Source organism: Sinomicrobium endophyticum, assembly GCF_052983315.1.
The window spans coordinates 34,966-47,358 of record NZ_JBRKIS010000020.1 but is presented as its reverse complement, the minus strand read 5'-3'; the positions used below and the strand labels follow the sequence as shown (position 1 = coordinate 47,358).

8 protein-coding genes are annotated in these 12,393 nt (G+C 46.7%); 5 read left to right on the top strand and 3 right to left on the bottom strand.

Annotated features, from left to right (window positions below):
• Nucleotides 1-64 precede the first annotated feature (64 nt).
• Nucleotides 65-964, top strand: a complete 900-nt coding sequence (locus ACVBDU_RS06435; protein ID WP_447178940.1) for a carbohydrate kinase family protein — start codon at nt 65-67, stop codon at nt 962-964.
• 8 nt (nt 965-972) lie between these two features.
• Here ACVBDU_RS06435 and ACVBDU_RS06430 read toward each other — a convergent pair whose 3' ends face one another.
• Nucleotides 973-1,902, bottom strand: a complete 930-nt coding sequence (locus ACVBDU_RS06430; protein WP_447178939.1) for a LysR family transcriptional regulator — start codon at nt 1,900-1,902, stop codon at nt 973-975.
• A gap of 102 nt (nt 1,903-2,004) precedes the next feature.
• Here ACVBDU_RS06430 and ACVBDU_RS06425 point away from each other — a divergent pair, with 102 nt between their 5' ends.
• The 4 genes from ACVBDU_RS06425 to ACVBDU_RS06410 are packed head-to-tail and all read left to right on the top strand — an operon-like array spanning nt 2,005 to nt 6,293.
• Nucleotides 2,005-2,616: an NAD(P)H-dependent oxidoreductase gene (locus ACVBDU_RS06425; protein ID WP_447178938.1), complete on the top strand. Its 612-nt coding sequence runs from the start codon at nt 2,005-2,007 to the stop codon at nt 2,614-2,616.
• Nucleotides 2,617-2,641: 25 nt separating this feature from the next.
• Nucleotides 2,642-3,817, top strand: a complete 1,176-nt coding sequence (locus tag ACVBDU_RS06420) for an MFS transporter (RefSeq protein ID WP_447178937.1) — start codon at nt 2,642-2,644, stop codon at nt 3,815-3,817.
• Between the two features lie 24 nt (nt 3,818-3,841).
• Nucleotides 3,842-4,987 carry an alkene reductase gene (locus ACVBDU_RS06415; RefSeq protein ID WP_447178936.1) on the top strand — a complete coding sequence of 382 codons (1,146 nt, stop codon included), beginning with the start codon at nt 3,842-3,844 and terminating at the stop codon, nt 4,985-4,987.
• A gap of 10 nt (nt 4,988-4,997) precedes the next feature.
• Complete coding sequence (locus tag ACVBDU_RS06410; protein ID WP_447178935.1) at nt 4,998-6,293, top strand: serine hydrolase domain-containing protein; 1,296 nt, start codon at nt 4,998-5,000, stop codon at nt 6,291-6,293.
• A 99-nt stretch (nt 6,294-6,392) separates the two neighbouring features.
• Here the strand turns inward: ACVBDU_RS06410 and ACVBDU_RS06405 are convergent, their stop codons facing one another.
• Both ACVBDU_RS06405 and ACVBDU_RS06400 read right to left on the bottom strand, forming a co-directional pair.
• A complete protein-coding gene (locus ACVBDU_RS06405) occupies nt 6,393-9,794 on the bottom strand; it encodes a PA14 domain-containing protein (RefSeq protein WP_447178934.1) in 3,402 nt (1,133 codons plus the stop codon).
• Nucleotides 9,795-9,912: 118 nt separating this feature from the next.
• On the bottom strand, nt 9,913-12,360 hold the full coding sequence (locus ACVBDU_RS06400; protein WP_447178933.1) for a glutaminase family protein: 2,448 nt from the start codon (nt 12,358-12,360) through the stop codon (nt 9,913-9,915).
• Nucleotides 12,361-12,393: the final 33 nt, after the last annotated feature.

The following is a 12,393-nucleotide window of genomic DNA, read 5'->3' as shown; positions in this document are numbered from 1 at the left end:
TTCAGACTTCCCATATTTAATTTTTCGTAATTTGTAACGGCAAACCAGCCTGAAATCCATAAAAGTGAATAAAGAAAAAAAACTCAGGGTAATATCTTACGGTGAAGTGTTGTGGGATTGTTTTCCGGATCACAAAAACATCGGCGGAGCACCGCTTAATGTGGCTATGCGTATGCAGTCCCTCGGATGCGATGTAAGCATGATAAGTGGCATAGGCCGTGATGATGACGGTAAAGAAATAAAATCATACCTCGAAAAGAACGGGGTCAATACCAAAGGAATTGCCGAAATAGAAAACCACTCCACCGGTACGGTACAGGTTACCCTCAATGATCGTGGCTCCGCCACTTATGAGATCACCTACCCCTCGGCCTGGGATAAAATACCATTTACCGATACGGCAGAAAAACTGGTCAATACTTCCGACCTTCTGGTATATGGCAGCCTTGCATGTCGTGACGAGGTAGCCAGGAATACCTTACATAAATTACTGTCCGGAAACATCCGTAAAGTATTCGATGCCAATTTAAGGAGTCCGCATTATACTATGGACACCTTAAAAGACCTGATGGACAAAGCCGATTTTATAAAATTCAATGATGACGAACTCTACGAGATCTCGGAAGCATTGGGTTCTCCCTACAAATCCCTGGAGCAGAATATGGAGTATATGGCGGAAAAAACCAATACACCGTCCGTATGTGTAACCAAAGGCAGACACGGTGCGGTATTACTTCACGAAGGAAAGTGGTACTATAACAGTGGTTATAACATCAGGGTAAAAGATACGGTAGGCGCAGGCGATTCTTTTCTTGCCACATTACTTACCCACTTGTTCCATCACAAATCCCATCCGCAGGAGGCCATACATTTTGCATGTGCCATGGGTGCATTGGTAGCGGAAAGCGAAGGCGCCAATCCCGTTATAAGCAGGGAAAGGATATCGGCCTTAATGGTACGGTAAAAACGTTTTTATCCGGCTATATTTTCTTTTTCCACAGGCTCATAAGAAGGCATTTTCCTTTCGAAAATGTCTTCTATACATTTTATTTCATCGGCATAGATCGTCTTTTTACGCATAGCAAAGTAAAGTGTGTTCTCTATGGGTGTTTCCCCTTCCCAAAGCAATTGTATATTCCCTTTTTCTATCTCATCCGTACACAGAAAATCGGGAAGTACGGCAAGGCCCTTTGCCCTGCTCAGGCAACGTACGATAGACGTCTTGTTCGGAACAATGTAATTGCACTTAAAATCGGGATGTCTATTGAAATTCACATTCCAGAACTTTTGTAAATTTTCCATATCGCCTGTAGTCCCGTACCAGGTCTGGCATTTCAGCCACCCCTGCAGGCCGTCACTATCTCCTTTCAGCAACTCTTCAAAACCGTTCAGATCTGTATCCCTCCCGGCCACAAGCACTATTTTTTCTTTGGAAAAGGCCCGGTAATCTATGTTTTTATCCTGTCCTTTACGGGAACTTATCACCAGGTCGAGTATTCCCTTATCCAGGTCGTTAAGGGCATCCTTGTATTCCACAAATTTGATAATGACATCAAAAGGTAAAGTGGAAATAAACGGCTCTACAGTATACTGGAAGGTTTCCATACACATCCCTATGCTAATGGTAGGTTTGTCCTTTTCCGTACTTTTCCGGAAACACTGTTCGGCATCCTCCAGTTTGGCTATAGCTTCCTTAATGTGATTATACAATACCTTTCCTCTCTCCGTAGGCACCATTTTTCTCGAAGAACGATCAAATAATTTATACCCTGTATAGGACTCCAGCGAACCGAGATGCAGACTTACCCCGGGCTGGGAAGCATAAAGCGCCTGGGCAGCGCCGGTAAGGGTTCCCGTTTCATAAATAGCCTTAAAAGTCCTGTACCACTCCAGATTTACCATTTTTACAACTATTATAATTATGATACAAATATATGATTTATATTATTTTAATAATACATAAAGTAGCTATAATTTTGTCCTGTAATCTTAAAAAACATACCTATGCAAAAGATATTCATTATTAACGGCGGACAAAAATTTGCACAATCGCAGGGCCGGTTTAATGAAACCCTGGCAAACATAACTCATGATTTCTTTAAAACACGGGAAGGGTTTGAAGTAAAGACCACTAATATTAACGAGAACTATATTCCGAAAGAAGAAGCCGGGAAATTCGCCTGGGCAGATGCGGTCATTTATCACATGCCGATCTGGTGGTTTCAACTTCCCCATAAATTAAAGGAATACATAGACCATGTTTTCGAAAGAGGAGAAATATACAATGGCGACGGCCGTTCTTCTGCAAATCCTGCTATCAATTACGGTACGGGCGGATTGCTCAAAGGAAAAAAATACATGGCTACCACCAGCTGGAACGCGCCTAAGGAAGCCTTTACCCTTCCGGGGGAATTCTTTCAGCAAAAAAGCGTGGACGAAGGCATTTTGTTCGGGTTTCACCGGATGAACGCCTTCATCGGGCTGGAGCCACTGGAAGGGATCCACTTCCATGATATTGTCAAGAACGGAAATATGGAAAGGGATGTGGCCGTATACAAGGCTCACCTCGAAAAAGTATTTTCCCCGGTAATTTCGGGACAGAAGCGTTTAGCATAACAATACCGTAAATATCTATCGTCTTATGAAAAAAAGCTTATTGTCCCTGGCATTGGGAGGTCTTGGTATCGGCGTTACCGAATTTACCATTATGGGGATGTTGCCCGATCTGGCCAAAGATTTCGATATTTCCATCCCGGTAGCGGGCTACCTTATTTCAGCCTATGCGCTGGGAGTAGTGATCGGCGCACCGCTGCTGGTTATAGGTATGGACAGGTTTTCGCCGAAGAAAGCACTGGTGTTGCTGATGGTCCTGTTTACCCTGTTCAACGGGCTGTCTATTATTGCCCCGAGCTATGAACTTCTCCTGCTATCCAGGTTTGTCTCCGGGCTTCCGCACGGCGCTTTCTTCGGGGTAGGGTCTGTAGTAGCCAACAGACTGGCGGATAAAGGCAGGGAAGCACAAGCCGTAGCCTTTATGTTCTCCGGACTTACCGTAGCCAACCTGCTCGGTGTTCCGCTGGGCACATATATAGGACATCACTTTTCCTGGCGCTATACCTTTTTACTGATCGCCTTTATAGGGTTGGTTACCATCCTGGCACTGCGGTTATGGATGCCTAAAACAGAACCGAGGAAAAATGCGGGAAATCCCTGGAAAGACTTTGCCATTTTTAAAGATGGTAATGTCTGGTTTATGGTATTGATATTTTCCGTGGCACCGGGTGCGCTCTTTGCTTGGATCAGCTATATAGCTCCCCTGATGACGGAGGTATCGGGCATTGCCGAAAAGCACCTGCCTTATATTATGATCCTCGCGGGATTCGGAATGTTTGTCGGGAACCTGATCGGCGGGAAACTCTCCGATGCCTTTTCCCCTTCCGCAACCGTTATCGCGGTACTGGGCTTCCAGATACTGTGTATGGTCCTGATCTATTATACCGCATCCCACTCCTGGGCCTCGCTGGCCATGACATTTCTTACCGGGGTAGCCACCTTTGCCATTGTTCCACCACTTACCGTATTACTGCTCAATTCGGTAAAGAGCGAAGCGGAAATGCTGGTGGCTTCCCTGGGGCCGGCTTGTTTTAATATTGCAAATGCACTGGGAGCATTCCTGGGTGGCATTCCTATAGATATGGGCTATGGCTATACTTCCCCGGAATGGGTCGGCGTTGCCATGGCGACGGCGGGCATCGCCATTTCACTGTTGTTTTTAAGGCGCAACAAAAAACTGAAATACGCAATGGAAAACAAATAATTTGCAACCCTAAAATATATTACCATGAAATATATAGAACTTTCCCTTTTCAAAGGTCACAGGGTGGGGCCATATACCACCAAAAACAGGATCATTATGCCTCCAATGACCAGGTCCAGGGCGGCAAAAGGTGAAGTGGCCACCGATCTCATGGCCGAATACTACAGCCAAAGGGCATCTGCGGGACTTATCATTTCCGAAGGTACACAGATCAGCAAACAGGGACAGGGTTATGCCTGGACTCCCGGAATATATACACCGGAACAGGTGAAAGGCTGGAGAAAGGTTACCGATGCCGTACATGATGCAGGCGGACTGATCTTCGCCCAGTTATGGCATGTAGGCCGTATTTCCCATACTTCCCTGCAACCCGATAACGGAACACCTGTTTCTTCATCTTCCCTGGTTGCGGAAGGTGTTAAGGTCTTTATCGATCCCGAAGGCAAAGGCGCTGAAAACGGGGCAGGTGAAATGGTACAGCATTCCACGCCAAGAGCGCTTACCACTCCGGAAATCCGGGAAATCATACAGGATTATGCAAAAGCTGCAAAAAATGCCGTGGAAGCCGGTTTTGACGGCGTGGAACTTCACGGGGCCAACGGGTACCTCATTAACCAGTTCATAGACTCACAGGCCAATAACCGAACGGATATATACGGTGGTTCCCTGGAAAACAGGTTGCGGTTCCTGGACGAAACCGTTCAGGCCGTTACCGCTGCCATAGGAAAAAAGAAGGTAGGAGTACGTCTTGCTCCCCTTACTACCTTACAGGGTGCAGTAGATGACAACCCGGAAGAAACCTATACGGAAGCAGCAAAAATCCTGAATAAAAGGGGGGTTGCTTATATACATATAGCGGAAGCGGACTGGGATGATGCGCCTTTAATGCCGGTGTCTTTCAAACAAGCATTGCGCAAAGTATTTGCCGGCTCCATGATCTATTCCGGAAAATATACCCGGGAAAAAGCCGAAACCGCCCTGGCCGATGGTTGGGCAGATATGATCGGCTTCGGGCGGCCGTTTATTGCCAATCCGGATCTTCCGTACCGTCTCGAACACAACATACCTCTCTCTCAGGGAGATCCAGCCACATATTTTGGCGGTGGTTCCAAGGGATATACGGACTATCCTTCCGTCATAGAAACCGAAAAACAGGTACAAACTTCCTAATCGAAAAATTATGAAAACATCTTCAAAAAGAAATACTGCCACAAGACTCGTCGCTTTCTTCCTGATTCTTTTCACTACTGTTTTACATGCCCAGGAAACACAAGGAATTGACATGGAGCGCCTGAAACTAATCGATTCTTTTGTTTACAGGCATATCGGGGACAAACATATTCCCGGCGCAACGGCACTTATTATCCGGAATGATGAAGTGGTGTATAACAAAGCTTTTGGTTATGCCGATGTGGAAAGCGGGAAAAGGATGCAGACCGATAACATTTTTCGTATCGCGTCCCAAAGCAAGGCTATTACCAGCCTGGCAGTAATGTTGCTCTGGGAAGAAGGGAAATTTTTGCTTGATGACCCGGTTTCCATGTATATACCGGCCTATAAAAATACGGAGGTCCTGAACACATATAATGAAAAGGACACCACTTACACCACCGTTCCGGCGGAAAGACAAATTACTATCCGGGACTTGCTGAGGCATACATCGGGTATTGCTTACCCTGCTGTTTTCAGTGACAAAAGGATGTGGGCCATTTACGAAAAGACAGGGATTCCCAGCGGCATCGGGTCTGTTGGTTCCACTTTAAAAGAAAAAATGGAACTCCTCGCCAAAGTGCCATTACAGCATCAGCCCGGCGAAGCCTTTACCTACGGTATCAACACCGATCTCCTCGGCTATTTGGTGGAACTATGGAGCGGACAAACGTTTGACAATTTTCTTCGCAAAAGAATTTTTGAACCTTTGGAAATGAAAGACACGTATTTTCATATTCCGAAAGAAAAACAGTCCCGCCTGGTTACGTTATACGAAAGTACACCCGATGGCCTGGAAAAAGTGACCCATCCTATTTATGAAGGTGTAAGTCCCCTGTTCCCCAATCAAAAAAGAACTTATTTTTCAGGAGGCGCGGGACTAAGCTCCACTACTTCGGACTATGCCAGGTTTCTTTCTCTTTTACTGAACAAAGGGACTTATAAAGGAAAAAGGTTGTTAAGTCCGAAAACAGTGGAGCTTATGCTTACCAACCAGTTAACCCCGGAAATGCGTATTTCCCCGTATCCTCCGCAACCGGATGATTTTCAGTTCGGACTGGGATTTGCCCTGGAAACCGAAAAGAACGATTACCTGTCACCATTTTCTATCGGTACTTTTAGCTGGGGAGGCGCTTTTAATACACACTACTGGGCAGACCCCGAAGAAAATCTTATCGGGATACTTTTTACCCAGGAATACCTGTCCCCCTACTGGCGTATAGGTGATGAATTTGAAACACTCACTTACCAGGCAATTTCCCGGTAGTTCTGATACTCACATAAAAACTGCCTTCCCCCACCCTTAACAGGGCTTCGGAAGGCAGCTCAGCATGAAGACTCCGGTTTTAAGGGATAAACAGGTCCCTTAATCTTTAATAAAGTGTTTTGTTTTTTCTTCTCCGTTCACATAAAAACGGATGATATATTGTCCACTCTTCAATGATGAAACATCCACTGCTTCATCCGGTCTTACGGTCTTAACCGGCATGACCTTGCGACCGGCCATGTTATAAATGGCTACTTCGGTCTTTTCGGAATCAAATTGCAGACGCAGGTCTTCCGAAGAAGGGTTGGGATAAAGTATAGTCGCATCTTCCTTTTTTTCGGCCTTTTCGGTTTGAACAATAATTGTTTGCCCTGTAGCATACAGCTGATTTCGCGGTATGATCTCTTTGGGCTGGGAATCACTCGACCATCGAAGCCTGCAATTGGCCCCGCCGTAATTTTCAAAATATTCCAGTCGTATGTCGTATTTCTGTCCGGCTTCCAGGGCAATAGTACCGGAGTATTCCACATCCCAGTCATCTATCCAGGCATCGATAATGAGCTCGCCGTCAATCCATAGTCTCCTGCCATTATCACTGGTGATGTAGAATGTGTATTCCCCGGAATACCTGGGTTCTACTTTTCCGCTCCATCGTATGGAATAGTCGTCTACATCCACACCTGTTCCCGGGGAACCTTCGCCCCAGTCAAAATCGATCCCGGGGTCTGTCCTGGAAAAAACGAAAGTGTCGAACTCCATACCATTGTAATAATCTCCCGTGAGTCCGTCGCCATTACCTGCCGTCGGAGCGGATACAAGTTCCCACTCCGCAGAGGCCTGACCGGTATCGGTATGTTGAACTACGCTGGCTTCCGGTGATGTACTTTCACCTTCAGCGGCAATGACTTTGCCGCTATGTACGGCAATAAATTTATAATTGGTTCCCTCGCGAACAGCAATAAACTGCTGGTTACGGGCTTCATAGTTGGTTCGCTGTGAAATATTGGTATTATCGTCCTGCCCCGATTGTTCCACATCCAGGCATTTGGCACTGTGGTATGCCGTAATGGTGTATACTCCGTTACCCAGGTGTTTTAGGTTAAAGGTCTGGTTGGCCTGATTATTTTCGTGCCATAGTTGTACATTCACCCCGTCAGAAATTCCTCCGAGCCCTCCCCGGACATCCATAAACAAATTGCTGTTTACGTTTTTGATAGAATAGGTACCTTCCAGTTCCGTATCCCCGTCGGCCATAACCTTGAGGGAACTCACTTTATTTTTCCAGTTGCCGAAGCATCCCCGGTTGGTATTGATCTCTTTGGACGCTCCTCCGAAATTATCTTCTTCGTACAGTATCACTTTATATCCCCGGGCAATTTTCAGTGCTGCGATCTCCTTTTCCCCAAATCCGCGGAGTTCCAGGTCGGCCAGTTTATATTCTCCTATGAGGAGTTCTGCATGAAAGCCTTTAAAACCACATTTTTCATAAAATGTCACCGGACCTTCGGAACTATCCGGACGGCTGTAGAGTTGCCCTTTAGGAACAATTTCCCGCATCTGGGAGTCGCTTTCCCATTCCAGGTGGCAGAAAGCATCGTCGCTGTCTTCAGCGTATTCGAATAAGATATCGTATTTTTCCCCGGCAGCCAGGGTTATCGTACCGCTTCCGGTCTGTGCTCCCCTTGAATCGTAGGCATCCATAAGTACCTCTCCGTTTACGGTAAGTTTCACGCCATCGTCCGAATGCACATAAAAGGTATATTCTTCGTCATATAACGCCTGTACTTGTCCGGACCACTTTACGGAAAACTGATCGGTCCCCAGGCGCGTTGCATCGGGAGAACCGGTTCCCCAATCAAAATCGACATTAGCATCGGTCTGACTGTACCTGAGTTCATTCTGGTTATATCCGTCATAATAATCCGCTTTGAGCCCATTTCCGGTACCTGCTTCCAATCCGCCGAGATTTTTACGCACGAGCCACACGAACTCGTCCGGCGCCACTACCCGTACGTTGGGCCCCAGGTTCTCGATACATTCCAGTACATCATCCACTCCCCTGGACCAGACGTGAACGGGGATAAGACTGTAACCGTCCTCGGAATAAATATCGGTAGACGCCTGGTTGAGTTGTTCGGCAAGTGGCCCGGGAGACGACAGGGTTCCCCAAAGGGTATACCTTCCGCCTATGGACGGTTTTCCGTTATACCAGTCTATTTCTCCCTGCCTTCCGGTGTAATTGGCCCCATAGCTGTAATAGAAGAGGGCGTCTATATTATCCTGTTTGAGATAGGCGGACGGGTCATTATCGCTATCATCCGCATCGATGATATTTACGATCCTCAGGTCTGCTTTTTTCATATAGCGATTAAGCAATTCACTTTCCGCTTCAAGATCGGCATCCGGATATCTTCCCGGCAGGTGGTATCCTCTTCCGGAAGGCCCGGCGATAAGTACATTACGGCCTTCGGATGTGGTAAGGCAGTTATCCACATATTTTTCATAGACCACAGGCGCGAGTTCCGCAAGTGCGGGAGAAATCGTCCATCCCAGGTTAACCCGGGCACGATTAGGATTGTTCCAGCTTGTAGGACTGTCATGCGAACCGAGGAGCCACTGGACATTATCGCCGTCGGAAATGACAAAACATACCGTATGCACATCGGGAATTACTTCAAAAGCTTTTACCGGCTCCTTCTGACGGAATGTATCCTTTGTGGGGGGAATATTGGTAAGCGTGGACATATTAGGTCCCCAATCGGAGGGATGAATCACCGCGGAATTCAGGGACAATTGTTCTACCGTCTCATATTCCTGCGGTCCCCAACCGAAATAGGTGGCTCCTTTATCCATCCGGGTATATACGCTATTGGCCAGTGTTCCGGAAGGGGAATCGTCCCAGAACTGGAAAGCTCCTGTGAATGCGCTGTAATCTCCCAGGTGATATACCCGGTCGTCAGAACTCTGCTGATAGGATGCGATGGTGCGGCTAAAAAGGTCCCCATAATTGACAAGTGCCCAGGATTCATCCTTGTCCCTTACATCCAGTAGTTTTTCGAGACCTGCATTTATGGCGGTCTGCTCTATATCCGCCGGAATGGCCACGGCATTCATTACACTGGCCAGGGAAATGGCTACATTGGTAGACCTGTCTTTCGGATTACAAAGGATATATCCGTCCAGCCTATCGGCAAAATGTTCCAGTAGTCCGGGGAAGTCCATGTAATACGTATCATCTACCGTTATTCCCGTATTCTCCACAAGGCCCCTGTGACCGTAAATATCTCTGAGTATTTCCGGTTTGTCCTTAGCGGTTACGCCCATAAGAGTTTGAAGGGCGATAATTTCTGAAGGAGCATAATTCTCAGAAGTAAGGAACAAATGATCCGGAACGGCTGAGAATGGATAAGGACTCCCTTCCACACGGGGCACTGTTTGTGCCGCAGCACATAGCACCGATAAAATCCCGGCCAGAATGCTGTAGGTTAATTTTCTGTTCATGGTGTCATTTTTGTTTGGTTAATTTAGAGCTTGTTTAAACTCTTACAATTTGAGGGCAAAAAGGATTTATGAGCACCGATAACTGTTTCCCGGCCGGGACTAACTATCCGGTGTTATATTATTTCTTCCATTCTTCTTCCAGCAGTTTTATAAAATAGCCTCCTACTACGCTTCTGGCCTGGAATCCTCGGACATCCCCGCTAGATGTAAAATGCCAGTCACTCATGGGCACCCTGTCCTTACTTTCTGTGGCAAAAGCGTACACAGGATCTGCGAGTTTCATAAATTCGGACTTCGAATCGGTCAGAGCCGCCGTCCACAATATCCAGTCCGATTTGGTGTAGTCGGACCTGCTGTCCAGGGGCAGACCGTACTTATTCTGGTTCTTCAGGTAAAAGGCTATTTCTTTCTGATAGACTTCTTTCGGGAACAAATCAAGGTCCAGCACTTTATCCCAGACGAGATTGTATTTCTGGCTCCAGGTGTTACTGTCGTCAAAAGTAAGCGCATAATGATCTCCCGCATCGGCGAGTTTCTGCCATTTTCCTGTCATTTCTTTGGCCATCGCCGTATATTTTTCGGCTACATCCTTATATCCCAATTGATCGGCAAGATACCCGTAACACCCGAGGGCTACGATCGCTTTTACGGAAAGGTTGGCGTTTCTTGCCAGGTGCCCGGCAAAATCGTCCGTACACAACTGGTTTCCGGGGTCAAAGCCTTTATCTGCCAGGTAATTGGCCCAGGTGGTCAGGGTTTCCCAGTGCTTTTTGGCGTAACCGGCATTCCCTTCCGCTCTTGCTATGGCAGCCGTAAGAATAATCATATTCCCGGACTCTTCAACGGGCATGGGTTCTCCGTATACCACCCCGTTGGCTTTGGGATATGTACCTATATCATGGGCGGGGAAAGGCTCTTTATACCTTCCGCTTTCGGAATAGTAAAAGATCCCGGTAAGCATACCTTCCATAAGTTCAGGATTGTACAGGAGATACAACGGTGCGGACGGGTAGGTTACATCTACGGTATTGATACAACCGTTACTAAAATTCTCTTTGGAAAGGAACAACACCTCACCGTCAGGACTTTCCACCAGCTTATGAGCAGCAATACTCTGCCGGTAACCGATCTCGCATATCTCAGCGTATTTCTCACCCCCTGCCGCCACGGCTTTCTGATGCAGATCGCTGTCAAATACATTACATTTTTCCATTATGTCGTGGTATTGAGTGTATGCTTTTTCCAATTCGTTCTGAATGGTATTTTTCCCGTCTTTATTCCACCAGGGGCGCAGATTCTGTTCAAAATACTGAATGGAATGGATATCGTCATAGCCGAGCAGGATCAGGTGTTCCTTTTCGGAACGGATCTCTTCTTCCGGAAAAACGGTGTTCAGCATCAGTTGTTTTCCTTCTTTTACCTCCCCGGAAACCGTATTGCCGGATATAAAGTTTTTTGTAGCTTCCGTAGCAGGGGAAACATACTGTGTTGTTTTTGCGGCACCCGGGGCGGCAACATACATATAGCCCCAGTCAATACGCAGGTTATCTCCTTTTTTCTCCAGAACAGGTTGCTCTGCGGTACCTGCTTTCAGGTATGAGAGGTTTTCCGTAGCCGATTTTTCCGTAGTCATCAACTGACCGGGTACATTGGATGCTACTGCGGAAGAAGCTCCGAAATATACCTGCACTTTATGAGCCTTGCCATCTTTAGGCGTAGTTTTTACGGAAATATAGGATACCGGTCGGGCAAAAAGGGTGAGATCGTCCATAAGCAAGGGAGATGTAAACGTGAGGTCTACGTCTACCGGACCGCATTCCAAAGTATATGTGGTTTGTGTTGCAGAAAGATTCAGAGCTTTTTGCCGGGCCGCAATGGCTTTGTCTTTCGGAACTATTTTTTCCACGATGCCTGCATCCAACCATTGTCCGCCTGCTGTATTCCGTATATGAATAGCCAACACATTTCCTTTTTTCTTCAGCTTTTTCCGGACCTTTTCCGGGATGTCATAGTATTTGAATTCGTTGTTCCAGCATTCGCAATCGTATACCGGCTCTCCGTTGATGTATACTTCTACGTTGTCATCATGGCGGAGTTTTAACAATACTTCACCCGAAGGAACTTCTGCCAGGTCGAATGCACGCCTGTACCAGAGATCTTCGCTTTTCCAGGAAGTCCCGGCCTGATCGTTATCCCCGAAAGGGGCAGATGATACAGACCAGTCCGCATCGTTATAGTCAGGTTTTTCCCAGCCCTTTCCCGGGTTCTTCTCCGTGCTTTTTACTGCATAGGCTTCACTGTCCGAAGCGGGAAGTATATCCTTATAATTTACACCTTCTTTTCCCAGGAAGCGGTATGTTTTCCCGTCTACCTTTACGAGTCCCAGCAGGGATTGATCGGTGCCTGTCCAGTGTGTGGTGGGTGTGGAATTTACCTCATCGGCAAAAGACCAGATACTAAAATAGGGGTCGTGAGTTATAAGGGGATATGCAGGCGCCTGCCTTTGCTGGGCATAACCAGCCTGGAAAAACAAGATGGTAAACAGGATCTGAATTAATTTTTTCATCGTGGTGATTTTAGATAGAGTTATCTGGTTATT

Bases quoted from the DNA above. Each gene is read 5' to 3' on its own strand.
- ACVBDU_RS06415 (WP_447178936.1), top strand. From the start codon at position 3,842: ATGAAATATATAGAACTTTCCCTTTTCAAAGGTCACAGGGTGGGGCCA.
- ACVBDU_RS06405 (WP_447178934.1), bottom strand. From the start codon at position 9,794: ATGAACAGAAAATTAACCTACAGCATTCTGGCCGGGATTTTATCGGTG.
- ACVBDU_RS06410 (WP_447178935.1), top strand. From the start codon at position 4,998: ATGAAAACATCTTCAAAAAGAAATACTGCCACAAGACTCGTCGCTTTC.
- ACVBDU_RS06430 (WP_447178939.1), bottom strand. From the start codon at position 1,902: ATGGTAAATCTGGAGTGGTACAGGACTTTTAAGGCTATTTATGAAACG.
- ACVBDU_RS06420 (WP_447178937.1), top strand. From the start codon at position 2,642: ATGAAAAAAAGCTTATTGTCCCTGGCATTGGGAGGTCTTGGTATCGGC.
- ACVBDU_RS06400 (WP_447178933.1), bottom strand. From the start codon at position 12,360: ATGAAAAAATTAATTCAGATCCTGTTTACCATCTTGTTTTTCCAGGCT.
- ACVBDU_RS06425 (WP_447178938.1), top strand. From the start codon at position 2,005: ATGCAAAAGATATTCATTATTAACGGCGGACAAAAATTTGCACAATCG.